The organism is Pseudomonas persica (genome assembly GCF_900291015.1).
In the GTDB taxonomy this organism is placed as follows: Bacteria; Pseudomonadota; Gammaproteobacteria; order Pseudomonadales; family Pseudomonadaceae; genus Aquipseudomonas.
In genome coordinates, this window is the sequence record NZ_OLKL01000033.1 from 142878 (window position 1) to 167336 (window position 24459).

The window sequence follows — 24459 nt, forward strand, 5'->3', positions numbered from 1 at the left end:
TCTGTATCGGGCTGCCTGCACTGGCCTCATCGCCGGCAAGCCAGCGCCCACAGGGATAGCGCATGGCTTGGGCTCAACGCGGTCGAGGTGGGAGCTGGCTTGCCGGCGATGAGGCCAGTGCAGGCAGCATGAGACCGTTGCTCCCAGCGGGTTTGCACATGCCTCTATGGGCGATTTAGAACAACTGCCAGGTGTAAACCAGCGTCAAACGGTTCTCGTCGATGTCGCTACGGTAGTTGGAACGGGCCATGGCATTGCGCACCCGGATCCCCAGCCCCTTCAGCACCCCGCTCTGCACCGCGTAGCCAATGTCCAGGTCACGCTCGCGGTCACGTCCTTCATAACCCAGCCCGGTGTCGACATTGTTACCTGTTATGTAGCGCACGGTCGCGGTCAGCCCCGGCACGCCCATCGCCGCGAAGTTATAATCGTAGCGCACCTGGTACGAGCGTTCGTCGGTATAGGCGAACTCATAGGTGGGCACTTCGTTTCCCAGCGGCGAGATGTTGGCGAAAACCCGTGGGAACGGGCTGTCGCCATAAATGCCCTGGTAGCCGGCATGAAAGCTGTGCCCGCCATGCCGGGCGGTAAACATCGAGAAGAACGCCTGGTTGTCGATGTGGCCGAGCAACGCATCGCCATCCTCGCGGGCGGTGAAATACCCCAGGTTGGCGCTGAGCACCCAGTTGCCTAAGGGCTTGCTGTGCTTGAGGCCGACAAAGCCCTGTTCGTAGATGTCCTCCAACTGCCCGTACCACAGGCTGACACTGCTCTGCTTGGCATTGAACGCATAGTCCCCGCCCAGGTAGTTGAAGGCATCGCTTTCTACCTGGCGCATCGGCACATGGCCGAGCATGGCGTTCATCTTGCCGTCCCCGCCTTCGTTGCGCAGGTGGGTACTCTTCAGGTGCCCGGCCTGCACGGTCAGGCCGTCGATTTCCGCAGAACTCAGGCTGGCGCCTTGATAAGTCGGTGGCAGCAGGCGGATGTCGCTGAAGGTCAGCACCGGCAGGTTGGGTTGCAGTTCGCCGACGCGCAATTCGGTGTTCGACAAGCGGGCCTTGAAAGTGGGCGCCAGGCGGCTGTATTCGTCGGCAGCACGGCCGTCGCCGTGCACCGGCAGCAACCCGGTATTGGTGCGGTCGGGGCTGCTGTCGAGCTTGATGCCCAACAGGCCCAGGGCGTCAACACCAAAGCCGACCGTGCCCGGGGTGTAGCCCGACTTGAAGTCGAGGATGAAGCCCTGGGCCCACTCCTCGGCCCTGGATTGCCGGTTGGCCCCGACAATGTCGGAGAAATCGCGGCTGAAGTAGTAGTTACGGGCATTCAGGGTGGCCTTCGAATCTTCGAAGAAGCCGCCTTCGGCGGCCAGCAACGGTTGGCTGAGCAAAGTCAGGCCCAGGGCGACGCAAGGGGTGTGGTTCATTCCGAAGCTCTCTTGATCTTGTTTTTATGGGTAAAGCGTTGAAAACACAGCGGTTCATGGGCTACGGCGCAGCACCTCCCGCGCACGTGGCTGGCGCAGCCTGAGCAGCGCATGGGCCAGCAGGCCGAACAACAAGCCCCAGAACGCCGCCGACAGGCCCAGGAAGGCCACCCCCGAGGCGGTGACCAGGAAGCTGAACAACCCGGCATCGCGCTCGGCCGGTTCCGCCAGGCTGCGGGCCAGGGCTTCGCTGATCGCGCCATACAGGGCCAGCCCGGCCAGGGCGGCGATCAGCGCGGCGGGAAACGCCGCGAACAGCGACATCAGCGTGGCCCCGGCGATGCCCAGCAGCAGGTACAGCGCGCTGCCAGCCAGCGCCGCGACATAGCGCCGCCCAGGGTTCTCATGGGCTTCATGGCCGGTGCAGAGGCTGGCGGTGACCGCCGCCAGGTTCAGCCCGTGGCAACCGAACGGCGCCAGCGCGGCACCGGCCAGGGCACTGGCACTGATGATCGGGCTGGCCGGCGTGAGGTAGCCGGCGTTGCGCAGTACTGCCATGCCCGGCATGAATTGACCGGTCAGGGCCACCAGCACCAGCGGCAGTGCCAGGCTGAAAACCGCTGCCAGGCTGAACTGCGGGGTGACCCACTGCGGCGACGCCAGCGCCAGCACCAATGCCTCGCTGCGAAACGCCCCGCTGGCCAGGGTCACTACCGCGCCCACGCACAGTACCGCCGCCACGGCGTAGCGCGGCTGCACCCGGCGCATCAGCACGTAGGTGACGAACATTGCCAGCACCAGCAGCGGTTGCACCGGCAAGGCGCGAAACACTTCAACGCCAAAGCTGAACAGGATGCCGGCCTGCATGCCGGCGGCGATGGAGCCCGGCAGGCGCGCGATGATGTGGTCGAAAGCCCCGCTGATGCCGATCAGCAGCAGGACCAGGTTGGCCACCAGGTACGCCCCCACGGCCTGCTCCAGGCCCAGTTGCGGCAAGGCGGTGACCAGCAGCGCCGAACCGGGGATCGACCAGGCGATCACCACCGGCACCCGGTAGCGCACGCTGAGCAGCGCACCGAGCACGGCGCTGCCCATGGACACTGCCCAGACCCATGAGGACAGTTGCTGATGAGACAGGCCAGCGGCCTCGGCAGCGTGGAAGATGATCACCAAGGGACCTGCGTAGGAAATCATCGTGGCGATGCAGCCGGCGACAATGGCCGATAGAGAGCAGTCCTTGATCAGAGTTTTCATGAAGCTTCTCGCAAGGCAGCGGCCGGCCTTTGTGGCTGGCTCTTGTTTGGTGTCGGCTTCTTCGCGGGTGAACCCGCTCCCACAGGGACTGCACAGGTTCCAGCATTTGCGCCGTGCCTATGGGAGCGGGCAAGCCCGCGAAGCAGCCAACTCGGTGGATCAGGCCTCCTGCAAAGCCCGCGGCCGCCCGCTGCGCTGCTCATCGGCACCGCCTTGGGCCTGCTGCAACTGGAAGTCGAACTTCAGCTCGGCATGCCGCCCATCCGGCCCTTCGACGAACACCACCTCGCCCACCAGCCCGTCCCGCGTGGCATAGGCAAAGTCATCCCACAGGTACTTGTCCCCGGCCAGGTTGATCTGCGTGGTCAGATGCCGGTGCCCCGGTGCCGAGATGAAGAAGTGCACATGCGCCGGGCGCTGGCCATGGCGGCCCAGCAGGTCCAGGCATTCCTGGGTCGGCCCCTGCGGGTCGCAGCCATAGCCCGACGGCACGATGGAGCGCGCGCGGTAGCGCCCCTCGGCATCGGTAATGATGCGCCGGCGCAGGTTGTACTCGGACTGGCTCTGGTCGAAGAACGAATAGGTGCCACGGGTATTGGCATGCCACAGGTCAACCGTGGCCCCCGGCAGCGGCCGGCCTTGCGGGTCAAGTACCTGGCCCTCCAGGTACATCAGCGTGGCCTGGCCCTCCTCGCTGCCGTCGTCCATGCGCACTTCACCTTCAGCGATGGGCGCACCGGCCACGTACAGCGGGCCTTCGATGGTGCGTGGAGTACCGCCGACAAGGCCGGCCTGCTGGTCCTTGGCATCCTGCAGCAGGTCGAGGAAGTGCTCGATGCCCAGCCCCGCCACCAGCAGCCCGGCCTCGCCGCGGCCGCCCAGGCGGTTGAGGTAGTCGACGGCATGCCAGAACTCGTCCTCGCTGATTTCCAGCTCTTCGATCAGCCGCGCAGTGTCCTGCAGCACGCGCTGCACAATGCGCTTCAGGCGTGGGCTGCCGGCATCGTTGCCGAAGCCTGCGGCCTCTTCGAAGAACTGCTGTACCTCGGCAGTGTGGGAAATTTTTACGGTCATGGTGGGTTACCTCATCTTGTTGTTCTGGAGTTACGCCTGCGCCGCGATGGCCTGGGCATGCCGACGGCCGCTGGCCAGGTGCACGGCCATGGCCAACGCGGCAATTGCGCCGGGGATGGCGAAGGCAATGAAATTGAGTTGCAGGGGCAGGTTGATGCCCATCAGTGCACCACCCAGCAGCGGGCCGACGATGGCGCCGTTGCGGCCGATGCCCGAGGCCCAGCCCAGCCCGGTGGAGCGCACCGACAGCCCGTACAGCTGGGCGGCGCCGGCATACAGCAGGATCTGCGTGCCGATGGTGGTGGCGCCGGCAATGAAGATCAGCAGGTACAGCACCGGCGTCGGGCTGTTGACGCCGAGCAGGCTGATCGACAGCGCGGCGGCTATGAAGAACGCCACCTTGACCTTGACCAGGTTGTAGCGATCGCCCAGCCAGCCACCGAGAATCGCCCCGGCCATGCCGCCGAAGTTCAGCGCCAGCAGGAACGACAGGCTCGAACCCAGGCTGTAGCCGGCGTTGGCCATCAGCTTCGGCAACCACGAACTCAGCGCATAGACCATCAGCAGGCAGCAGAAGAACGCCAGCCACAGCGCCAGGGTGCGAATGGCCAGGCCGTTGCGGAACAGTTCCAGCACCGACGCCCCGCTGCCTTTGCGATCGGCCGCCTGCAGCACATCATCCGCCTGCACGTCGCAATTCGGGTCCAGCCGCTTGAGTAGCTTGCGGGCCTCGTCGGTACGGCCCTGGCGTACCAGGAAACCGATCGATTCCGGGAGGTAGTAGAGGATCACCGGCAACAGCAGCAATGGCACCGCAGCGGCGAAGAACATCGACTCCCAGCCGAAACGCGGCAGCATGAAGATGCCGACACCCGCCGAGAGCATGCCGCCCAGCGAGTAGCCACTGAACATGATCGCTACCAGCGTGCTGCGCAGGCGTTTGGGCGCGTACTCGTTCATCAGCGCCACGGCATTGGGCATCAGGCCGCCGCAGCCCAGGCCGGCAATGAAGCGGTAGATGCCGAACTCGCTCGGGCTGCTGGCAAACCCGTTGAGGATGGTCGCCCCGGAGAACAAGGCGAAACAGATGGCGATGCCCTTCTTGCGCCCGATGCGGTCGGCCAGGCTGCCGAATGCCAGGGCGCCGAACATCATGCCGAACAGCGCATAGCTGCCCAGCGCACCAGCCTGCAACGGGGTCAGGCCCCACTCTTTCATGATGACCGGCAGTACCACGCCGTAGATGAACAGGTCATAGCCGTCGAAGATCAGCAGCAGGCCGCACCAGGCCATGACCATCCAGTGGAACGGGGTAAAGCGCGCGCTATCGATGATCGGGTGTACGTCAAGGGTTCGCATGGCATCTGTCGCTCTTGTTTTTGTTGTGAAAGAAAGCTCTTGCCGTGGGGTATTCGCTCAGCCGAGGTCGCCGCCCCCTACCGGCAAGGTCACACCGGTGATGTACGAGGCTTCGTCGGAAGCGAGGAACAGAATCGCGCCCACCTGCTCGTCGATGCTGCCGTAGCGGTGCATCAGGCTGCTGTCGAGGGTCTGGTCGACGATCTGCTGATACCAGTGCTTTTCCTGTTCGCTCTGCTCGGCACTGTTACGCGGCACGCGCCGCGGTGGCGCTTCGGTGCCGCCGGGGGCGGTGGCGTTGACACGGATGCCACGGCCGGCGGTTTCGAACGCCAGGCACGCGGTCAGCGCATTGACGCCGCCCTTGGCCGCGCCGTAGGGCACGCGGTTTACCCCCCGGGTGGCGATCGACGAAACGTTGACGATGGCGCCGCTACCGCGTTCAAGCATGTATGGCAGTGCGGCGTGGCAGCACCACAGGGTGGGGAACAACGAGCGGCGTACCTCGGCTTCGATCTGGTCCACTTCGTAGTGTTCGAAGGGCTTGGCCCAGATGGTGCCGCCAACGTTGTTGACCAGAATGTCGAGGCGGCCGAAGGTGTCTACCGCGCTGGCCATGACCCGGGCGCAGTCGGCGTGTTGTTCAAGGTCGGCGGTGAGCGTGAGCATGCCCTCGCCGGCCAGTTCGTGGACCAGTTCGGAACGGTCTACCGCAACCACCTGCGCGCCTTCGGCCTTGAGCCGCCAGCACACGCCACGGCCGATGCCTTGGGCGGCACCGGTGACCAGGGCGACCTTGCCTTGAAATCGGTTGTTCATACGCAAATCTCCGCGTGCCCACGGTCTCTGTAGGAGCGGGTTTACCCGCGAATGCGTCCGCCCAGGCAATACCGCTATGTCGGCTGGCCTCTTCGCGGGTGAACCCGCTCCTACAGGGGGCGGTGTTGTGTTCGGGATGAAGAAATCAGGCCGCCGCCGCGAACTTCTCGTAGTAGAAATTGGCCGGGGTAATGCCCTGCTCGCGCACGTACTGACTGACCGCCTCGACCATCGGTGGCGGGCCGCACAAGTACAGGTCGACATCGCCATCATTGAGGTGGCGCGGCTCGATGTGCTGGGTCACGTAGCCCTTCTGCGGGTACTGGCTGTCCGGGTTGGCCACGCAGGCGCTGAAGGTGAAGTTGGGGATGCGCGCCGCCAGCGCCTGCAGGCGGTCGAGTTCGACCAGGTCGAAGTCGTTGGTCACGCCGTAGATCAGGTGCAGCGGGTGCTCGCTACCCTGCTCGGCGATCTTCTCCAGCATCGCCGTGAACGGCGCCAGGCCAGTACCACCGGCCAGCAGCAGCAGCGGGCGCTGGATCGGCCGCAGGTAGAAGCTGCCCAGCGGCCCGGCCAGGGTCATGCTGTCGCCGGCCTTGGCCAGGTTGGTCAGGAAGCTGCTCATCAGCCCACCCGGCACGTTGCGGATCAGGAAACTGACTTCGCCGTCCTTCTGCAGCGAGCTGAACGAATAGGCGCGGCTCTGCTCGCTGCCCGGTACCTTGAGGTTGACATACTGCCCCGGCAGGAAAGCCAGGCGGCTGAGGGCCTCGCCCTTGATCGACAAGGCAATGGTACTGGCCGACAGCTGACGGACATCGCTGATGGCAGCCTCGAAACTGGCCTGTTCGGTCTTGCACAGCTGCGACGAGGCCGGGATGCGGATGACGCAGTCGCTTTCGGCGCGCATCTGACAGGTCAGGACGTAGCCTTCGGCGATTTCGTCTTCACTCAGGGCGTCTTCGATGAAGTTGTCGCCCAGCTCGTAGCGGCCGGACTCGGCCTTGCACTTGCAGGTACCGCAGGCGCCGTCGCGGCAGTCCAGCGGGATGTTGATGCCCTGGCGGTAGGCGGCGTCGGCCACGGTTTCATGGCCGTTGGCTTCGATGAAGCGGGTAACCCCGTCTTCGAAATTCAGTGCGATCTGGTAGCTCATGTTGCACCTCGCGGGCGAGCCTGGGCACGGCGCGTTGCAGGACGCACCGGGCAGCGCTCGCAAAACCCTGGATCAGATGTGGTAGATGTCGATGACCTGGCGCACGTAGTCGTTCTTCAGCACCACCTTCTTGGCCTTGATCAGCGGCTGCTCGCCGCGCAGGTCGAGGGTGTAGAAACTGGTACCGAAGTAACTGTCGGTGGTCTTGTAGCGAAAGCTCAGGGTGTGCCAGTTGAAGCGCACCTGGCACTCACCCTCGCCCTGCTCGACGATCTCGATGTTGCTGATGTTGTGCGAGGTGCGGGTGTCGGGCACGGTCGCACTGGAGCGCTCGGTCTTGATGCGGAACACGCGGTCTTCCAGGCCGCCACGGTTGCCGTACCAGATCAGCGAGATTTCGCTTTGTGGGTCTTCGGTGAGGGTGTCGTCATCGTCCCAGCTCGGCATCCAGAAGCTGGCATCGCTGGCGTACAGTTCCAGCCACTGGTCCCACTGGGCATCGTCCAGGTAGCGTGCTTCGCGGTAGAGGAAGTCGCGCACGGTTTCATACAGGCTCATTGCACGGCCTCCACGGGGATCAGTTGCTGTTCGTCCTTCAGGGCCTGGATCATGGTGTCCTGCCAGTACTTGTGCTGCAGCACGAACAGCCCTTCGTCCTCGGTGCGCACACCAGACAGCAGCGGCTTGAGTTCGATCTCCCTGGCCGCCTCATCGGCGCCTTCCACCCAGTGTGCAGCGCCGCGGGACATGTCGTTCCAGCCGGTACCGCCGCCGTAGCCGGTCTGGCACGAGCGGAACTCCTCCAGGTCATCCGGGGTGGCCATGCCGCTGACGTTGAAGAAGTCTTCGTACTGGCGGATGCGCTTGGCGCGGGCATCGGCGCTCTCGCCTTTCGGCGCGATGCAGTAGATGGTGATTTCGGTCTTGTTCACCGAAATAGGCCGGGCGATGCGGATCTGCGAGCTGAACTGGTCCATCAGGTACACGTTCGGGTACAGGCACAGGTTGCGCGAGTTCTCGATCATCCAGTCGGCACGGGCCTGGCCGAAGTCGGCGGCCAGCTGGTCACGGCGCTCGTAGGCCGGGCGGTCCTCGGGGTTGGCCCAGCGGGTCCACAGCAGCAGGTGGCCATGGTCGAAGGAATAGAAGCCACCGCCTTGCTTGGCCCAGGCGCCGGCACTCATGGTCTTGATCTCGTCACCCGCCTCGCGCTGCTTGCGCTGGTTCTGGGTGGCGGCGTAGTTCCAGTGCACGGAGCTGACGTGGTAGCCATCGGCGCCGTTCTCGGCGGTGAGCTTCCAGTTACCTTCGTAGATGTACGAACTGGCACCGCGCAGCACTTCCAGGCCTTCCGGCGACTGGTCGACGATCATGTCGATGATCTTGGCCGATTCGCCCAGGTGCTCGACCAGCGGTTTGACCTCGGCATTCAGGCTGCCGAACAGGAAACCACGGTACGACTCGAAACGCGCCACCTTGGTCAGGTCATGGGAGCCGTCGCAGTTGAAGCTGTCGGGGTAGCCGGCGTTGCTCGGGTCCTTCACCTTCAGCAGCTTGCCGCTGTTGTTGAAGGTCCAGCCGTGGAACGGGCAGGTGTAGCTGGAACGGTTGCCGCGCTTGTGCCGGCAGAGCATGGCGCCGCGGTGGCTGCAGGCGTTGAGGAAGGCATTGAGCTCACCGTCCTTGTTGCGCGCGATGAAGATCGGCTGGCGCCCCATGGTCAGGGTGAGGAAGTCGTTTTTCTCGGGGATCTGGCTTTCATGGGCCAGGTAGATCCAGTTGCCCTCGAAGATGTGTTTCATCTCCAGGTCGAACAGGCGTGGGTCGGTGAACATCTCGCGCTTGCAGCGGTAGATGCCTTTTTCACGGTCGTCCTCGAGCAAGGCATTGAGGTAGTCGAATCCCAGGGACATGGCCAGGGTCTCCCTTGTTATTGTTTAGACCTGGTCAGGTTAGGGAGACGGCTGGCGGGGGACTATCCGGATTGTGCAGAGTGCTATCCAGTTCTTTTAGAGAGGGTCCTGTCCAGACGGATAGAACACAACCTTCGAAGTAAACTGTCTGTTGATGCAGGCGATGCCGTACTGTGCACCTAACGCTTTCTTTGCGACTAGGACGGTTTTCCATCGTCTCGCACAATCGCCATAGTCACCGAGACTCCTAAGTCGCGCCTTGCGGCTTTCATCAGCCTTGCGCCCTCGTGAAGGTATGAGTTTCGTTTGTCCTTCAGGCGCTGAAGATTGTTCGTGTCCGTTTCAGTTAGGGGCGCTGGGGCCGACATAAGCTCTGCCACCTTCTTGTTGATGTCTTTAAGCTCTCCGAAATCTCCTTCGCGAATATACCCCTTCATGCTTCCTGGCGTGCCATCTGATCTTACGACGCGGATCATTTGTTTCTGGATGATTGGCTCTGGCTGCCATGTTTTTGTAAAAAAACTACCGTCCTGGTCCGTAATAATCGCGGTCCCGTTGGGCACCTGGGTCCCAGGTCCAACTTTCATCACAGTATTGACGGGCTGGCGTCGGATTGTTCGAGTAATCATCAACTTCGTCTTACCGGAAGGATCAACAGCGTTTATGGGATCATTCCCACAATAGGAGTATGTGTTGAGACCGCCCGCCAGGAAAGGGCTGAGCGAATCAGGCGACAGAAATCTCATTATCACTGGGTTAAAACTACGATGGCCGTTACCTAAGAGATAACTCGAATGTGGTGCATTAAAGAGTTCACCATTAAAGCCGAGTAATGTGAGCGATAAGGGTAAGGTTGAGCCGTATCCATATACAGTAAAGCTAAGCGTTTCGTGCGCCACAGCAGATTGGGCTTGAAATATTGATTCTTTCCCATCCGTGGCGAGCATGCTGCTTTTTGAGTCCCCTGAGGCCCCCAGCTGGGCTAGGGGTAGCTTGTTACCTCGCAAGATTATGCAGTGACGATCAGCTTGCTTCACTGTTACGAGCCTTTGCCCTTGATAGAAATGCAGCGAACTGCTGATTTTATTGCTCATGGTCAGGCCCTTTTCATATTGAATGAGCGGATGGCATTTAGGCACTCATTCTGACTAGCTGATAAAACTATACAACTAGTAAAAATGATAGGTGCTCTGGCCATCAAAACCCAGACCAAGCAAGATATGGCAGAAATACCAAGATGAAGAACAAGGTACTCTACGTACGCCGCTTGAACGTCTGCGAAGGCAGCTCGCCAAACTGCTGCCGGTACACTTCCGAGAACCGTCCAAGATGCAGGAAACCGTAATCCAGGGCCAGCTCCGTCACACTGCGCACGCCACAGGTGGGGTCGTTCAGGCAAGCATATACCCGCTCCAGCTTGCGCTGTCGCACGTAATGCTTGGGTGTGGTGCCCAAGTGCTGGTCAAACAACGAATACAGCGAACGCAAGCTCATGCAGGCCTGCTCTGCCAGCACTTCAGCCGACAGCTCCAGTTTCAGGTTGCGCTCGATGTAGTCGAGAATGCGCTCCAGCCCTGCCTGCGGCCCGCTCAGGCTTTCCCGGCGGATATTGGTGCTCATCAGGGTCAGCAGCTTGCTGGCCACAATCTGGCTGTAATGGCCCTGCACCCGTGGCAGCGAATCGCTGACCTCCGCCTCATGGCAGACCATCGCCAGCAGGTTGACGAACCCGTCCAGTTCGTCCAGGCGGTAATGGTTGCGCAGGAAGCGCACCCCGCCTTCCGGCCGGTGCCAGCGCTGCTCATCGCAAATCGAATCCAGCAGCCGGGTCGGCACCTTGAGGATGAATTTCTCGCAGTCTTCCGAATAGGTCAGGTCAACCGGGTCGTCGGGGTTGATCAGCAGCAGCTCGCCCGGCACCAGATGCTGTTCGCGCTTGTGCCCACGCCACAGGCAGTTGCCATTGAGCAACACTTGCAGGTGGTAGATGGTTTCCAGCGCTGGCGTGGTAACCCGCACGCTACCGCCGTAGCTGATGCGGCACAGGTCGAGTTCGGCGAACTTGCGGTGGCTGAGGCTGGCTTGGGGGTGGGTGGTGCGTGACAGACCGATGCAATGCTGGCCGACATGCTGGTTGACATAATCAGACACAGCATAAGGGTCGGCGTGATGAAACACGCTACTGCGCTCGCTCAGCAGGCGGCTTTCCATAGGCAAGGCACTCGGATCGTTATTGTTCTGGTCACCGCTTCCTACGGCCCGGTGGGCTGTGGTCGCGGTCGTCACGGTCATTCTATCGAGCCGGCTACGGGTCGCGGAGGCAGGCGACAACCGGCGGATGGGCACACTTAAGCAAAAAGGCGGGGGTTGGGCAATGCGGCCTTGGGATTGGATGGGCGGATAGCGGACAGACAGGACAGGGTCTGTGTTCGTTTATCGCACGGTACAGGCTACCCAGAATTCCCGGAACCGCTCACTTCACTGAACAGGCAGGAAGTTCATCAGCAGCAGGCTTTGCGCGTAATTCAACCCAATCCGCCGATACCGCTCATCCAGCAACTCCGCCAGCAAGTCCAGCCGTGCCACGATCTTGCCGAACTCCACCGCAAAACTCAGGTTGCTGCCCTCTTCCGAGATTTCGTTGGAGAACAACAGCAGCACGCCATTGGCATCCTGGCGCTGGCTCAACATCCAGGTGGCTTTCTCGATATTGCGCGCCGCGTTGTTGACGAACAGCGGGTCGATGGTATCGGTCATGTAGAACTCGGTACGCCCGCCGTGCGCGGTGATCAGCATGCTGGCGATGGCGTAGATGAAGGCGCCGACCCGGTCACCGCGAAACTCGGGGCTCAGCGCATAGCTCAAGGCAGCCAGGTCGCGACGGTTGCCCAGTTGCGGCAAGGGCTGGCGTTGTTCGATGGCGATGCGGATCTGCCGCTCGGCAGTGGCGGCATCGACGTAGCCGGACATCTTCCACTGGTTGGGGTTGCGCAGGTACAGCTTGTTCATCAGCAGGTACAAGCTCTGCAGGTTGTCACGCATGGACAGCGTGGCCAGGCGGTCGACGCTGGTCTGGAACAGTTCGCCGGGCTTGCCGTTGCCGAACTGGTCGAGCATGTCGCGGCCCTGCTGCTGGGTGCAGGCGCACAGGCATGTGAGAGCGCCTGCCAGCAGCAGGCGGGAGAAGACATTGGCTTTGCTTGCAACCATCGGCACCGGGTCGATATTCGGCGGCCGCACCGGGGATCAGTGTGGCCTGGCCAAGCATAGAGCCCGGAAATCGGAAAAAGTGCGGTGATTGGGAAGATAGCAAGCCTGTACCGGCCTTTTCGCGGGTAAACCCGCTCCCACAGGATCATCACAAATCCTGAAAACTGTGCAGTACCTGTGGGAGATGGCCCAGCCCTTTGGTCTGCGCTGTCGCATAGAGAACTGAATTCGCAAGCGGTCCGTGCATCCTGNGCGCCGGTGTTCGCGGCTAAAGCCGCTCCCACAGGGGCCCTGCTAATTCAACGAGTTATGTGCAGTTCTATGAGAGCGGGTTTACCCGCGAAGAGGCCGTACAGGCGACACATCACTTACATGGCGTGACGCAACATCTCCACCACCTGCGCATGCAGCGCCGGGTCACCACAGGCCACCACGCACCCGCCATTCTGCGCGCTGCTACCATCCCATGCCGTGATCACCCCGCCCGCCCCTTCGATGATCGGCATCAGCGCCTGCACGTCATACGGCTGCAGGCTCGCCTCGACGATCACGTCGACAAAGCCGGAAGCCAGCATGCAGTAGGCATAGCAGTCGCCACCATAGCGCATCAGCCGCGCCTTGCCGGCAACGGCCTCGAAGGCCGCCTTGCGCGTGGCGGTATCGAACATGTCCGGGGTGGTGCACATCAGCGTGGCCGAAGCCAGGTCGGCACAGGCGCGGGTCTTCAACGGCGTACCATTGCGCCAGGCGCCTTCCGGGGTGCCGACAAAGCGCTCGCCGGTAAATGGCTGATTCATCACCCCGACCCGCGGGCGCGTGCCGTCGTTCAAGGCAATCAGCGTGCCCCACAGCGGCAGCCCGGTAATGAAGGCGCGGGTGCCGTCGATCGGATCCAGCACCCAGGTCAGCGGGCTGCTGCCGACTGCCACGCCGGCTTCTTCGCCGAGGATGCCATGCTCGGGATAGCGGGCCTGGATCAGTTCGCGCATGGCGTCCTCGGCAGCCTTGTCGGCCACGGTCACCGGGTCGTACAGGCGCCCCCCCTTGTCCTCGACCTCCAGGCTGGCGCGAAAGTATGGCTTGATCGCCACAGCTGCAGCATCGGCCAGCTGCTCGGCGAAGGCGCGGAATTCGCCGATCTGTTCAGCACTCAGGGACATGGGGCGGGCCTCGTGAAAATGATGGGGCCAGCATGATACCCGACACGCCGTGCCGCGCCAGCCTCCGTCAGGTGCTCATGCAGCGCTGCGCGGTCTAGACTGAACAAGACCAGTTCACCGGGGGGCTGCCACACGTGGAGGTGTGAGATGAGCCAGTTCAAGCGTCTGTTCGTCATGCTCGGCCCGCAGATGCGCCACACGCCGGCGCTGCAACGCGCTGCGGCGTTGGCCGAATCCAGCGGTGCCTTGCTGGATATCAACGTTTTCGTCGACGATGTCGACACCTTCGGCTTGATGAGCGATAGCCGCGAGCGTGAGCGGCTGCTCAGCGACAACCGCCAATGGCTGGCGGACGAAGCTGAACAACTGGCCAACGCCGGCCTTGATGTGTCTACCGAACTGCTGCTGACCCGCGACCCGCTGGGCAGCGTGCTGGAACGGGTCGAACGGCTGGGTTGCGACCTGTTGATCAAGGACGTGCAGCATGAACCGGTACTCAAGCGCCTGCTGGTAACGCCACTGGACTGGCAGTTGCTCAAGGACAGCCCGGTGGCTGTGCACCTGGTCAGCGATATCCGCCTGCCCCTGCCCCGGCAGATTGCCGCCGCGGTGGACTTGAACAGCCATGGCGCCGGCGAGCACCTGGATGAGCAGGTGATTCACTGCGCCCATGCCCTGGCCCTGCAGTGCAACGCTGAGCTGCACCTGTTGCATGTGTGCGACGCGGCCAAGACCCACATTGCCGACTTCGGTGCCGGTGCGGTGACCATGCCCGGCTTCGATGTCAGCGTGCGGACCGCCCAACGGGCAGCGTTCAACCGGCTGGGCGACCATCACCAGATTCCGCTGGAGCGCAGGCACTTCCTGGAGGGGGCAGCGATCAAGGCCATCGCCCAGTTCGTCGGCCACAGCCGGGCGGATGTGATCGTGATGGGTAGCCACCGGCATGACGCCATGCAGACGTTCCTGGGCGGGACCACGGCGCATGTGCTGGAACAGCCACTGTGCAATGTGCTGGCGATCAAGGCGGTTCGCTGAGTGCTGGTATACCTGAACCGGCCTCTTCGCGGATAAACCCGCTCCCACATGGCCCCCAACGCTTGAAACCTGTGGCGTTCTTGTGGGAGCGGGTTTACCCGCGAAGGGGCCGGCCCAGATTTCACGCTTGGCATCTGGTACCTCAGTACCACTTAAAAAGAATGCATTTGATAATGATTCGTAGTATTTTCTCGGTGTTTGCCCACCCTACCCCTCAGCGCCTTACTTCAGGATCGTACTGTCGATGCGTCGCACGTTCGTTTCGCTTTGTGTGCTTCATGCTGTCTCACCACTGGCCTTTGCCGAGCCTGAACCGCTCGGCGAACCCGCCCAGATCGAACTCCAGGCCCTGAACATCACCAGCAGCGCCGACAGCGAACGTGCCGATGGCCCGGTCGAGGGCTACAGGGCAACCCGCTCGGCCAGCGCCACCCGCACCGACACCGCCCTGCACGAGACCCCGCAATCGGTCAGCGTGGTACCCAAGGATGTACTGCAAGACACCGGCGCCACGCGCCTGCAGGACGGCCTGGACTACGCTGGCGGCGTCGGCCGCGCCAACAACTTCGGTGGCCAGGGCCTGACCACCTTCACCGTGCGTGGTTTCACCACCGGCGAGTTCTACCGCAACGGCTTCCCGATCAACCGCGGCTACCCCAACGCCCCCGACGCCAACACCGTCGAGCGCCTGGAAGTGATCCGTGGCCCGGCCAGCAGCCTGTATGGCCGTGGCGACCCCGGTGGCACCTTCAACGTGGTCAGCAAGCAGCCACTGCCAGAGTCGAAGGTCACCCTCGGCAGCCAGTTCGATGACCAGGGCATGCACCGCGCCACCCTGGACGCTAGCGGGCCGCTGAACCAGGACGGCTCGCTGGCCTACCGCCTGAACCTGTTGGGCGAAGGCGGCGAAAGCTTCCGCGACGACGTGGAAAGCGAGCGCTATGACGTTGCGCCGGTGCTCAGCTGGCAGGTCAACGACAGTACCAAGATCGTCTTCGAAGGCGATTTCATGCGCAACAACCACCCGCTGGACCGTGGTCTGACCCGCTACCCGACCCAGACTGGCAGCGCCTCGCGCGACACCAATATCTGGGAAAAAGGCAGCGACAACCTGCTGCACAACGACAACAACATGGCCCAGTTGCGTTTCGAGCACCTGCTCAACGACAACTGGACGCTGGGCGGTGGCATGCAGTGGCTCGACGGCTCGCTCAAGGGCAATGCCGTGGAGGCCTACACGCTACAGTCCGACGGTCGCACCCTGGATCGTAACTTCAACTACCGTAAACTGGAGTGGACCGACCGCGACTACCAGCTCAACCTCACGGGCCACTTCGACACTGGCGGCTTTACCCATACCCTGCTGACGGGTATCGAGTACGAAGACTACGACTACAACTCCATCATTCAGCGCTCCGCCAGCGGTGCCGGCGTCTACCCGATCGATCTGTTCGACCCGGTACTGGGCCAGCCACGCCCAGCCCTGACCCGCATCACCACCCACGACAAGGAAAACCTCAAGACCTGGGCCGCATTCATCCAGGACCAGGTGGCCCTCACCGAGCGGCTGAAAGCCCTCGCCGGGGTTCGCTTCGAGCGTTTCGAGCACGATTACGACGACAAGCTGCCGGCGAACCGCGACTTCAGCAAGGGCGAGAACGGCGTCACCCCGCGTTTTGGCCTGATCTACGACCTGACCGACACTGTGGCGGTTTATGCCAACACCGCCCGGTCGTTCAAACCCAACACTGGCACGCCTGCCGGCAGCGGCAGCGGTGGTTTCAACCCGGAAAAAGGCAAGTCCTACGAGCTGGGCGTGAAATGGGAGGCGCTCGACCGTCAGCTGAGCATCGATGCCGCGATCTACCACATCGTCAAGGAAAACGTACTGGCCAACGACCCGAACGACTCCACCAACACCTACAAGATCGCCGCCGGCGAAGTGCGCAGCCGTGGCCTGGACATCAACATCGCCGGCAACCTCACCCCTGAATGGCGGGTGATCGGTGGCTATGCCTATGTAGACGCCGAAGTCACCAAGGACACCACCCTGCCCAAGGGCACGCGCCTGGCCAACATCCCGCGCAACAGCTTCAGCCTGCTGAACACCTATGAGTTCCAGGATGGCCTGGTCAAGGGGCTGGGGCTGGGGGTTGGCGTGAAGTACGTGGATGATCGCGCCGGCCAGACAGCCGCAACGACCTACACCATGGAGCGCTACAGCGTGGTGGACCTGCTGAGTTTCTACAAGGTCAACGAACACGTGCGGTTGAACCTGGACGTGAAGAACGTGTTCAACAAGGGCTATGACGAGGGCGCGTTCAACAACTACGTCTACCCGGGTGCGCCGCGGACGGTGCAGGCTGGAGTTTCATATACCTTCTGAATTGCCGGGGCTGCTTTGCAGCCCATCGCCGGCAAGCCAGCTCCCACCACGACCGCATCGGCCTCGAACCAGCAGATCTGAAGAGCTGCGCGGTCCCTGTGGGAGCTGGCTTGCCGGCGATGGGCCGCACAGCGGCTCCATGCATCAGAACCCTTTGCTGTAGAACAGCGAGTACGACTCGATCCCGTCGTTAGGCTGCTTGAGCCCTGCGTTGGAGTAGTGCATCGCGCGGACTCCCACCTTCTGCTCCCCCGGCAATTTCAGGCCAAAGCCGATGCGGTCTTCGAAGTTGACCGCCGAACCCAAGCGCTGGTCGCCCACGTCGGTCTTGGAAAACGCCGCCAGGCCAATGCCGGCCTCGATATACGGGGTGTAGGTGAAACCGCTGAATTCGTAGGTGAACACCGGGCTGAACGACAGCGAGTGCGCACCACTGGCCTCACCGCCTTCCCAATAGGTATAGGCCGCATCCCAATATCCGGTCAGATAACCGGTGCTGCTTTCCAGCCATTTCTTGTCCCAGTCGAACGACAGGCCGATACGGTAGGTCATGTCGCCTTGGCCAGTGGCGCCAACGGCGCCGGTCACCTGGGCTGCCTGAGCCAGATTCGCCCCGGCAAAGGCCAGCACTGCAGCAGCCAGCGAAGCTGCTAGACGGGTTTTCATCAATGACTTCTCCTGATGGTCTATACGGCAAGCGGGGGCTTGGGCCCCTCGATCTTATGCGCTGACCGGATACATCCAGACCGGTCACACGAAGTAATACTTTTCTGATTATCGTCCAGATAATCAGAAAGTTGAAAGTGAGTTGCCACTATTGGCTAATTCCGTCAACCAGCACCTGCGCAACCGAGCGGCGGGACTCAGTCGTATTCCGCTTCTACGTGTTCGCCCAGCAGGCGCCTTTGCCTGGGGGTGGCCTCCTCCAGCACCTGCGGGTTGAAACGCCAGTTCAGGTACGGCGAAAACTTCTGCGCGACCATGCGCCGGCCATAGTGCACTTGCAGCATGTCGCGCTCGCGTGACTGGCTGCAATTGGCCCCGCCGCTGTGCCAGACATCGCTGCGAAACACCAGCGCGTCCCCTGCCTTGCACAGCACCGGCTGGGCCTCACGGCCCTGCCAGTGTCGTTCACCAGCCTGCGGTGGCCGCGCTGCACGGTGGCTGCCGGGCACAATCCAGGTTGGCCCGATTTGAGGGTCGATATCGCTGAGGTACAGCTGCGCGGTGAGGATCTGCGGGGGCTGGGTGAAGTCGCCGCGCGCGCTGAGCCAGTCGGGCAACTGCATGGGCAGATGGTCCAGGTGCAGGGCCATGCCGGGATAGCCCGGGTGGCTGCGCCAGGCGGTTTGCCCGATCACATGGCAGTCGGCACCCAATGCTGCTTCGGCCAGGGCAATCAGCGGTGGCAGGTCGAGAAAGGGCAACCACAACGGGTTGCGGTTGAACACGCATTTGTAGTGTTCCAGCAGCCCCTGGTAATCCCAGTGGATGGGCTGCAGGTCATCGATGGCGCAGCGCAACAAGGCGATATGCAGGGGTTCGAGCACGCCGGGGAGCAGCACATAGCCCCGCTCGTCCAACATCTCCAGTTGAAGGTCCAGGCTCATGGCAATGCGCTCCTCTCAGGCAGGAGCACATCCGTACTCCTGCCCGTTTTCCATCAACGCCAGTTCAGGTTTACGGTCGCGGGGGCCTTGCCACTCACGGTCACCAACTGCTGCACCGTCTCACCCTGCGCGTTGCCCGTGACTTTGTACTTGCCGGGAGGCAACTGCACGTACAGCAGCGGCCCGGCATCGGTAACGCTGAGCACAGGCTGACCCTGTGCATTCTGGATGTCGACGGTGGCACCGCTCTGGAATTTGCCTTCCGGGCCGGTGGAGAGTTCTACGTGCAGGTCATAGCCTGGGGTCTTGCGCAGGGCGTTGGCTTCATCCTGGCCGATGCCGCCTTGCAGGTAGCGGACGCCGTTCTGCTCCTGCTGTTGCAGTTGCACGGCCTGCATGTCGATAGGGGCATTGAGGTCGGCGGCGGCCGCCAGGGTCCATGGCAGCGCCAGGGCGATCAGCAGCGCCGCGCCAAGGGCATAGTGATGGTTACGCATGGTACGACCCTCCTTTCGAGGATGGCTTACCTATTATCTGATCCTTCAGGCGTAACAGCGTTCGTGCTGATGCATGGTCGTCCGGATGAAATTCGCTTTAATGATATGGAAATTGCGCTGGAACATCACTTTGCGCGCGCTTCTTCGAGCAATTTCACGAACATGCTCAAACTGCGCGACACCGTGCCCCGTCGCCACACCAGCCAGGTTTTCAGATAGCGGAAATCTTCCGACATCGGCCAGGCACTGACGGTGCTGCAACCGGGCATGTTGTCGAGCATGCTACGCGGCATCATGGCCAGGCCGGCACCGGCGCTAACGCAGGCCAGCATGCCGTGGTACGACTCCATTTCGTGGATCTTGCCCGGCACCGCCTGGTCCTGCACGAACCAGTTCTCGAAGTGGTGGCGGTATGAACAGTTGGCGCGGAAGGCGTAGATGCTTTCGCCATTGACGTCCTGGGCGCGGGTTACCGGGGCGTGGTTGAGCGGCGCGATGACCATCATTTCTTCCTCGAACACCGGCATGCCTTCCAGCGTCGGGTGCAGCACCGGCCCGTCGACGAACGCCGCCACCAGGCGGCCGGACAGCACGCCTTCGAGCATGGTCCCGGAAGGCCCGGTGGACAGGTCCAGGTCGACCTTGGGGTAACGCTGGTTGTAGGCCGCCAGCAAGGCCGGGATGCGCACCGCCGCCGTGCTTTCCAGCGACCCCAGGGCGAAAGTGCCTTGCGGGTCTTCACCGGCCACGGTCAGCCGCGCCTCGTGCACCAGGTCAAGGATGCGCCGGGTGTACTCGAGGAAGTTCCAGCCTGCGGGGGACAGGCGCAGGCGGCTCTTTTCACGAATGAACAGTTCCACGCCCAGGTCCTCCTCCAGTTGCTTGATGCGCGTGGTCAGGTTCGACGGCACCCGATGGATATGCTGCGCGGCGGCACTGATGCTGCCCTGCTCTGCCACGGCCTTGAAGATCTCCAGTTGCACCAGGTCCACAGCCTTTCTCCAAACGTGAATGTTTCGCTCATTATTATTCAGTTTTCATTAAAGCCATAGCCCACTAGTCTGGCGTCACGGTTCAACAACAACGAGAGTGTCCCGCCATGAGCGCGATCAGCAGCCTGACCCACGCCATCTCCCTCGACCCCTACAGCGGCGAGCAGATCGGCGCCTACCCGTTCGACAGCGACGCCGCACTGGAAGCGGCGCTGCAACGCGCCAAGGTTGGCTACCGCCAGTGGCGCCAGGTGTCGCTGGGTCAGCGCAGCGAGTACCTGCTGGCCCTGGCCAGCACCCTCGAAACCAAGGCCGAAGCCTTCGCGCAAATGATCAGCCGCGAAATCGGCAAGCCTGTCGCCCAGGCTCGCGGTGAAGTCAGCAAGTGCGTCGGCCTGTGCCGCTGGTACGCTGAACACGGCCCGGCCATGCTCGCCGCCGAGCCGACCCAGGTCGAGAAAGCCCGCATCGAATACCGCCCGCTGGGCCCGATCCTGGCCGTGATGCCATGGAACTTCCCGGTCTGGCAGGTACTGCGCGGCGCCGTACCGGCGATCCTGGCTGGCAACACCTACGTGCTCAAGCACGCGCCGAACGTGATGGGCAGCGCCTACCTGCTGGGTGAGCTGTTCAAGGATGCCGGCCTGCCGGAAGGCGTGTTCGAAGTGCTGAACGTGACCCCGGATGGCGTCACCCGCGCCATCAACGACCCGCGCATCGCCGCCGTGACCCTGACCGGCAGCGTGCGTGCCGGCATGGCGATTGGTGCACAAGCCGGCGCCGCGCTGAAGAAGTGCGTGCTGGAGCTGGGCGGTTCCGACCCGTTCATCGTGCTGGCCGATGCTGACCTGGACGCCGCCGTGCAGGCTGCGGTGATCGGCCGCTACCAGAACACCGGCCAGGTCTGCGCTGCGGCCAAGCGCCTGATCGTCGAGGAAAGCATCGTTGACGAATTCACCCGCAAGTTCGTTGAAGCCACCCGCGAGCTGAAGGTCGGCAACCCGCTGGAAGACGGCACCTACATTGGCCCGATGGCCCGTTACGACCTGCGCGACGAACTGGATGGCCAGGTCCAGGCAACCATCGCCGAAGGCGCCACCCTGCTGCTGGGCGGCCACAAGCTCGATGGTGTGGCCAACTTCTACGCGCCGACCGTGTTCGCCAATGTCACCCCTGCGATGACCGCGTTCAAGCAGGAGCTGTTCGGGCCGGTGGCAGCGATCATCAGCGCACGGGATGCGGAGCATGCGGTGGAGCTGGCCAACGACAGCGATTTCGGCCTGGCTTCGACCATCTACACCGCCGACTACGCGCTGGCCGAGCGCATGACCGCGGCGCTGGATACCGGCGGCGTGTTCATCAACGGCTATTGCGCTTCCGACCCCCGCGTGGCGTTTGGTGGGGTGAAGAAGAGCGGCTTCGGGCGTGAGCTGTCGCACTTTGGGGTGCGTGAGTTCACCAATGCCCAGACTGTCTGGCTGGACCGTAACTGATCTGTTGCCTTGGGGCCGCCTTGCGGCCCCGAATGCTTCAATCGCGCACCTGGTCCTTGACCCAGTCCAGCATCCCCCCCGGCACGATCAATTCATGCCGCGCCCGCGAGCAGGCGGTATACAGCCCTGCCAGCATCCGTGCCCGCTCATTGCGGTTGCCCGCCACCTGCGGCACCACCATCAGCTCCGGCGACACCATTACCCGGGCGAACTCCATGTTCTTCACATCCCGCACCCGCCCCAGGAACAGCTTGGGCGCCTTGTCCCAGCGATAACGGCTCTTGGCCCTGGCAAAGTGCTCCGGCGTGTAACCCTTGCGCAGCATGTTGGCCACCGCCACGAACGCCTTGTCATCACCCTTGTCCTGCTCCAGCGCCTGCCAGCTGGCATAGCGGAACAGCATCGGGTGACGTGGCCGGGTGCCATGGCGGTACAGCTCGATGCAGTCTTCGACGAACAGCTCGAAGTCCTTGCGCGCGCTTTTCAGCAGCACAAACGGCACGCCCTGGTGGGTCAGGCGCTGGAACCAGCCAAACAGGCCCCATTCATCGTCGACGATCAGCGCCGTAGGCTGTTCCGGCACGCTCACCGTATCGAAGAAGCTGACCCGGGTGTAATGCTCGGCGCTGCCACTGAAGGCTGCCTGGATCGCCGCCGGGTGCGCCTGGATCAGCGGATTGAGCACGTTGTCCATCGCCGGCCCGGCCCGCAGTGAATGGTCGATGTAACGCTGGCGGATAAAGCCGCCATGGTGCGCGCTGAGGCCGTTGAGGTTCTGCAGCTCGTCACCCAGGGCAATGATCGACTGCGGGCTGCGGTCGAGCACGGCAAGCATCGGCGCCGACAGCTCGTGGGCCTCGTCGACGATGACATGGGTGTAGCGGCTGTCGATCACATAACCGGTCAGCGACAGCAGTTTGACCCGGTGGTAGTCGCGCACCGGCAACTGGATTTCCCGTGCCGACGGGCGAATCAGCTCTTGCCAGTACAGCCGTGCCTTTTCCAGCAACACTTCCTGGTCCAGCGGCGAGGTCCCCGGCCCGGCCCAGGGCAAGTGGTGCAACTGCAGTTGGGTGTCGGCGCTGTGGCAGAACGTACGCACCGCGCGGATGCACAAGGCAACCACATCGCGCGCGGCGAGCGGGCCGATGTCGGGGATGGCCAGCCAACGCACCACCTGCGCATCCTGCGGGCGCCACGACAGCTTGGTGCGGTACGGGTCACGCAGGCGCCAGCCGTTGCTGGTGAGGTCGCGGTTGAGCAATTCGTCGGCCAGCTGGCCGAAGGTCAGCGCGGTGTAGGCGGCGGCGTCCTTGACCCGCGCCTGCAGGGCACGCAGCTGGCCTTCGGTCAAGGCCAGCAACAGCGTACGCTGCGGCTCGAGCAGGCGGGCGAACTGGTGAATCAGGAAGGTCTTGCCGGTGCCGGCAAAGCCCTGTACCGCCACCGACTCGTCGATACCACTGAGGAATTCACGCAACAGGCGGTTCTGTTGGTCGCTGAGCATCAGGTCGCTGGCCAAGGCCGGCAGGTACACCGGGTGCAGCGGGGTTGCCCGCTGGCGGTAGCTGTCGGCGAACTGGAAGTTCCACTGGCCCTCGGCGTCCAGCAGTTCGTCAGCCTGGTACTCCACCTCGGTCGACAGCAGTGCGATACCGTTTTCGCCCAGCATGCCCAGGCCCATGGCGAAGGCTTCGTGATCGAAGTGCTGCGCCACCTGGCCCTGGAAGCGCCCGGGTGCGGCGTTCTCGACCTCGTTGGCGATGCGCACGATTTCGGCAAAACGGCGCTCCTGCGCGTCCGCCGAGGCGGTGGCGGGCTGGCGCGGCAGGTTTTGCACGAACAGTACCGCGGCAGCGTCGAGGGCGCTGGCAGTGGTGAAGAAGTCGGTGGTGGGCTCGCTGGCGAGGCGGTCGGCCTGGTCGCTGGGCAAAGGCAGGTAGAACATCGGCACCTCGGGTGGAATCAGGGCGGCACGATAGCAATTTTCGCGGTGGAATGCTGGGCTGTGTATGTCTGGGCCTGCCTCTTCGCGGGTGAACCCGCTCCCACAGGGACCTCACAATGCCTGGCCCCGAGGTGATCCTGTGGGAGCGGGTTCACCCGCGAAGAGGCCAGTAGCTACACCACCAAATTCAGCCCCTGCCCCGCTTCAAGGTCTCGCTGGGAAACTCCCTGAACAACTGCCGATAACTCTCTGAAAACCTTCCCAAATGCCAGAACGACCAACGCATCGCCACCTCGGCCACGGTCACGCCACTGCCGCGCAGCAGATCGCGCCGCGCACCGTTCAGCCGGCGCAGGCGCAACCAGTGCGCCGGCGGCATCCCGGTAAACGCCTTGAACGCCTGCTGCAACTGACGCAGGGAAACCCCCGCAACATCCGCCAGCTCTACCAGGTTAAGCGTCTCCTCCGGGCAGTCGGCCGCCCACTCACTCACCCGGCGCATGATCGCCCGCTCCTCGTCACGCCGGCCCAACGCCACGCCCTGCAGGCGCTGGCAGGCATTGTCGAGGATGAACAGGCAGTCCTCCAGCAGTTGCTCCGCCAGGGCCTGTCCCTGCAGCGGGCAATCGGCCTCGCCCAGGTGGGTCAGCGTGGCGCTCAGCCAGCTGCCGAACAGCGCATTCTGCCCGCTGCCCAGCGGCACCATGAACAACCCCTCCAGGCGCTGCGGGTCAAGCCCATGGCGGGCCAGGAAACCCTGGTCGAACACCACCGCCACTTCCTGGTAGTGCTCCGGCGTGATCCAGATATTGCGGCTCTGTTCGTTCAACAGGTACAGGCTGTTCTCGCTGCGGTCGAAGCAGAACGCCAGCGAACCGCTCGGCGCACGGAAAAACTGCTCCACCCGGGTGTTCAACCGCTCCTCGTACACCTCCACCCCATCCAGCCCCAGGCAACGCAGCTCACCGCTGAAATGCCCAGGCGACATCTGCCGGTACTGCTGCTGCCAGCCAGGGGTAGCACGTACTTGCTCGGTAACGTCGGTGGTGTGGAAGGCCTGGACTTGCAGGGCATTGGCGGTTGTCACGCGCGGTCCTAGTTGCACTCTTTTGGTGCATTAATTG

21 protein-coding genes are annotated in these 24459 nt (G+C 63.0%); 3 read left to right on the forward strand and 18 right to left on the reverse strand.

From position 1 onward, the window contains the following. Window positions 1–175: 175 nt before the first annotated feature. The 12 genes from FQ664_RS16215 to hisN form a co-directional block, all read right to left on the reverse strand. Window positions 176–1426: an OprD family porin gene (locus tag FQ664_RS16215; protein WP_144173275.1), complete on the reverse strand. Its 1251-nt coding sequence runs from the start codon at window positions 1424–1426 to the stop codon at window positions 176–178. Window positions 1427–1480: 54 nt separating this feature from the next. Next, the gene (locus FQ664_RS16220; protein WP_144173276.1) at window positions 1481–2680 is read right to left on the reverse strand and encodes a benzoate/H(+) symporter BenE family transporter; all 1200 of its coding nucleotides are present in this window, start codon (window positions 2678–2680) and stop codon (window positions 1481–1483) included. A 159-nt stretch (window positions 2681–2839) separates the two neighbouring features. Further along, window positions 2840–3754 (reverse strand): catechol 1,2-dioxygenase, encoded by a 915-nt coding sequence (catA, locus tag FQ664_RS16230; protein WP_144173280.1) that lies wholly within the window; start codon window positions 3752–3754, stop codon window positions 2840–2842. Window positions 3755–3784: 30 nt separating this feature from the next. Next, window positions 3785–5113, reverse strand: a complete 1329-nt coding sequence (locus FQ664_RS16235) for an MFS transporter (RefSeq protein WP_144173282.1) — start codon at window positions 5111–5113, stop codon at window positions 3785–3787. Window positions 5114–5170: 57 nt separating this feature from the next. Next, window positions 5171–5932 (reverse strand): 1,6-dihydroxycyclohexa-2,4-diene-1-carboxylate dehydrogenase, encoded by a 762-nt coding sequence (locus tag FQ664_RS16240; RefSeq protein ID WP_144173283.1) that lies wholly within the window; start codon window positions 5930–5932, stop codon window positions 5171–5173. A 145-nt stretch (window positions 5933–6077) separates the two neighbouring features. After that, window positions 6078–7088, reverse strand: a complete 1011-nt coding sequence (gene benC / locus FQ664_RS16245; protein ID WP_144173285.1) for a benzoate 1,2-dioxygenase electron transfer component BenC — start codon at window positions 7086–7088, stop codon at window positions 6078–6080. 72 nt (window positions 7089–7160) lie between these two features. Beyond that, on the reverse strand, window positions 7161–7646 hold the full coding sequence (gene benB / locus FQ664_RS16250; RefSeq protein ID WP_025339039.1) for a benzoate 1,2-dioxygenase small subunit: 486 nt from the start codon (window positions 7644–7646) through the stop codon (window positions 7161–7163). Then, window positions 7643–9001, reverse strand: a complete 1359-nt coding sequence (gene benA, locus FQ664_RS16255; RefSeq protein ID WP_144173287.1) for a benzoate 1,2-dioxygenase large subunit — start codon at window positions 8999–9001, stop codon at window positions 7643–7645. Before benA ends, benB begins: the two co-directional genes overlap by 4 nt. 197 nt (window positions 9002–9198) lie before the next feature. Further along, window positions 9199–10095: an RHS repeat-associated core domain-containing protein gene (locus FQ664_RS16260; protein WP_144173288.1), complete on the reverse strand. Its 897-nt coding sequence runs from the start codon at window positions 10093–10095 to the stop codon at window positions 9199–9201. Window positions 10096–10255: 160 nt separating this feature from the next. Then, on the reverse strand, window positions 10256–11212 hold the full coding sequence (gene benR, locus FQ664_RS16265; RefSeq protein ID WP_144173494.1) for a benABC operon transcriptional activator BenR: 957 nt from the start codon (window positions 11210–11212) through the stop codon (window positions 10256–10258). A 267-nt stretch (window positions 11213–11479) separates the two neighbouring features. After that, a complete protein-coding gene (locus tag FQ664_RS16270; protein WP_144173289.1) occupies window positions 11480–12211 on the reverse strand; it encodes a hypothetical protein in 732 nt (243 codons plus the stop codon). A gap of 368 nt (window positions 12212–12579) precedes the next feature. Further along, entirely contained in the window at window positions 12580–13371 is a 792-nt protein-coding gene (gene hisN / locus FQ664_RS16280) for a histidinol-phosphatase (protein WP_144173291.1), read from the reverse strand. Window positions 13372–13518: 147 nt separating this feature from the next. On the opposite strand from hisN, the gene FQ664_RS16285 reads away from it, so the two are divergent. Then, window positions 13519–14409 (forward strand): universal stress protein, encoded by an 891-nt coding sequence (locus tag FQ664_RS16285; RefSeq protein WP_144173292.1) that lies wholly within the window; start codon window positions 13519–13521, stop codon window positions 14407–14409. 244 nt (window positions 14410–14653) lie between these two features. Further along, a complete protein-coding gene (locus FQ664_RS16290) occupies window positions 14654–16795 on the forward strand; it encodes a TonB-dependent siderophore receptor (protein ID WP_144173293.1) in 2142 nt (713 codons plus the stop codon). A gap of 144 nt (window positions 16796–16939) precedes the next feature. Here the strand turns inward: FQ664_RS16290 and FQ664_RS16295 are convergent, their stop codons facing one another. The 4 genes from FQ664_RS16295 to ptrR all read right to left on the reverse strand — a co-directional run bounded on the left by FQ664_RS16295 (window position 16940) and on the right by ptrR (window position 19894). Continuing rightward, window positions 16940–17461, reverse strand: a complete 522-nt coding sequence (locus FQ664_RS16295; protein ID WP_144173295.1) for an acyloxyacyl hydrolase — start codon at window positions 17459–17461, stop codon at window positions 16940–16942. A 197-nt stretch (window positions 17462–17658) separates the two neighbouring features. Further along, entirely contained in the window at window positions 17659–18405 is a 747-nt protein-coding gene (locus FQ664_RS16300; protein ID WP_144173296.1) for a phytanoyl-CoA dioxygenase family protein, read from the reverse strand. 53 nt (window positions 18406–18458) lie between these two features. After that, window positions 18459–18902 (reverse strand): carboxypeptidase regulatory-like domain-containing protein, encoded by a 444-nt coding sequence (locus FQ664_RS16305; protein WP_144173297.1) that lies wholly within the window; start codon window positions 18900–18902, stop codon window positions 18459–18461. 125 nt (window positions 18903–19027) lie between these two features. Next, the gene (ptrR, locus tag FQ664_RS16310) at window positions 19028–19894 is read right to left on the reverse strand and encodes a putrescine utilization regulator PtrR (RefSeq protein WP_144173298.1); all 867 of its coding nucleotides are present in this window, start codon (window positions 19892–19894) and stop codon (window positions 19028–19030) included. Window positions 19895–20001: 107 nt separating this feature from the next. On the opposite strand from ptrR, the gene FQ664_RS16315 reads away from it, so the two are divergent. Next, the gene (locus tag FQ664_RS16315; RefSeq protein WP_144173299.1) at window positions 20002–21387 is read left to right on the forward strand and encodes an aldehyde dehydrogenase family protein; all 1386 of its coding nucleotides are present in this window, start codon (window positions 20002–20004) and stop codon (window positions 21385–21387) included. A 37-nt stretch (window positions 21388–21424) separates the two neighbouring features. Here the strand turns inward: FQ664_RS16315 and FQ664_RS16320 are convergent, their stop codons facing one another. Both FQ664_RS16320 and FQ664_RS16330 read right to left on the reverse strand, forming a co-directional pair. Beyond that, entirely contained in the window at window positions 21425–23335 is a 1911-nt protein-coding gene (locus FQ664_RS16320) for a DEAD/DEAH box helicase (RefSeq protein ID WP_144173300.1), read from the reverse strand. Window positions 23336–23522: 187 nt separating this feature from the next. Further along, window positions 23523–24422, reverse strand: coding sequence for a helix-turn-helix domain-containing protein (locus FQ664_RS16330; protein WP_144173302.1), 900 nt, complete (start codon window positions 24420–24422; stop codon window positions 23523–23525). Window positions 24423–24459: the final 37 nt, after the last annotated feature.

What these genes read in the sequence shown, in the direction of transcription:
- FQ664_RS16215 (WP_144173275.1), bottom strand. Translation starts at nt 1,426, where the DNA reads ATGAACCACACCCCTTGCGTCGCCCTGGGCCTGACTTTGCTCAGCCAA.
- benA (WP_144173287.1), bottom strand. Translation starts at nt 9,001, where the DNA reads ATGTCCCTGGGATTCGACTACCTCAATGCCTTGCTCGAGGACGACCGT.
- FQ664_RS16290 (WP_144173293.1), top strand. Translation starts at nt 14,654, where the DNA reads ATGCGTCGCACGTTCGTTTCGCTTTGTGTGCTTCATGCTGTCTCACCA.
- benR (WP_144173494.1), bottom strand. Translation starts at nt 11,212, where the DNA reads ATGGAAAGCCGCCTGCTGAGCGAGCGCAGTAGCGTGTTTCATCACGCC.
- FQ664_RS16315 (WP_144173299.1), top strand. Translation starts at nt 20,002, where the DNA reads ATGAGCGCGATCAGCAGCCTGACCCACGCCATCTCCCTCGACCCCTAC.
- benB (WP_025339039.1), bottom strand. Translation starts at nt 7,646, where the DNA reads ATGAGCCTGTATGAAACCGTGCGCGACTTCCTCTACCGCGAAGCACGC.
- hisN (WP_144173291.1), bottom strand. Translation starts at nt 13,371, where the DNA reads ATGTCCCTGAGTGCTGAACAGATCGGCGAATTCCGCGCCTTCGCCGAG.
- FQ664_RS16240 (WP_144173283.1), bottom strand. Translation starts at nt 5,932, where the DNA reads ATGAACAACCGATTTCAAGGCAAGGTCGCCCTGGTCACCGGTGCCGCC.
- FQ664_RS16270 (WP_144173289.1), bottom strand. Translation starts at nt 12,211, where the DNA reads ATGGTTGCAAGCAAAGCCAATGTCTTCTCCCGCCTGCTGCTGGCAGGC.
- FQ664_RS16320 (WP_144173300.1), bottom strand. Translation starts at nt 23,335, where the DNA reads ATGTTCTACCTGCCTTTGCCCAGCGACCAGGCCGACCGCCTCGCCAGC.
- FQ664_RS16235 (WP_144173282.1), bottom strand. Translation starts at nt 5,113, where the DNA reads ATGCGAACCCTTGACGTACACCCGATCATCGATAGCGCGCGCTTTACC.
- FQ664_RS16260 (WP_144173288.1), bottom strand. Translation starts at nt 10,095, where the DNA reads ATGAGCAATAAAATCAGCAGTTCGCTGCATTTCTATCAAGGGCAAAGG.
- FQ664_RS16285 (WP_144173292.1), top strand. Translation starts at nt 13,519, where the DNA reads ATGAGCCAGTTCAAGCGTCTGTTCGTCATGCTCGGCCCGCAGATGCGC.
- FQ664_RS16305 (WP_144173297.1), bottom strand. Translation starts at nt 18,902, where the DNA reads ATGCGTAACCATCACTATGCCCTTGGCGCGGCGCTGCTGATCGCCCTG.
- benC (WP_144173285.1), bottom strand. Translation starts at nt 7,088, where the DNA reads ATGAGCTACCAGATCGCACTGAATTTCGAAGACGGGGTTACCCGCTTC.
- catA (WP_144173280.1), bottom strand. Translation starts at nt 3,754, where the DNA reads ATGACCGTAAAAATTTCCCACACTGCCGAGGTACAGCAGTTCTTCGAA.
- FQ664_RS16295 (WP_144173295.1), bottom strand. Translation starts at nt 17,461, where the DNA reads ATGAAAACCCGTCTAGCAGCTTCGCTGGCTGCTGCAGTGCTGGCCTTT.
- FQ664_RS16300 (WP_144173296.1), bottom strand. Translation starts at nt 18,405, where the DNA reads ATGAGCCTGGACCTTCAACTGGAGATGTTGGACGAGCGGGGCTATGTG.
- FQ664_RS16220 (WP_144173276.1), bottom strand. Translation starts at nt 2,680, where the DNA reads ATGAAAACTCTGATCAAGGACTGCTCTCTATCGGCCATTGTCGCCGGC.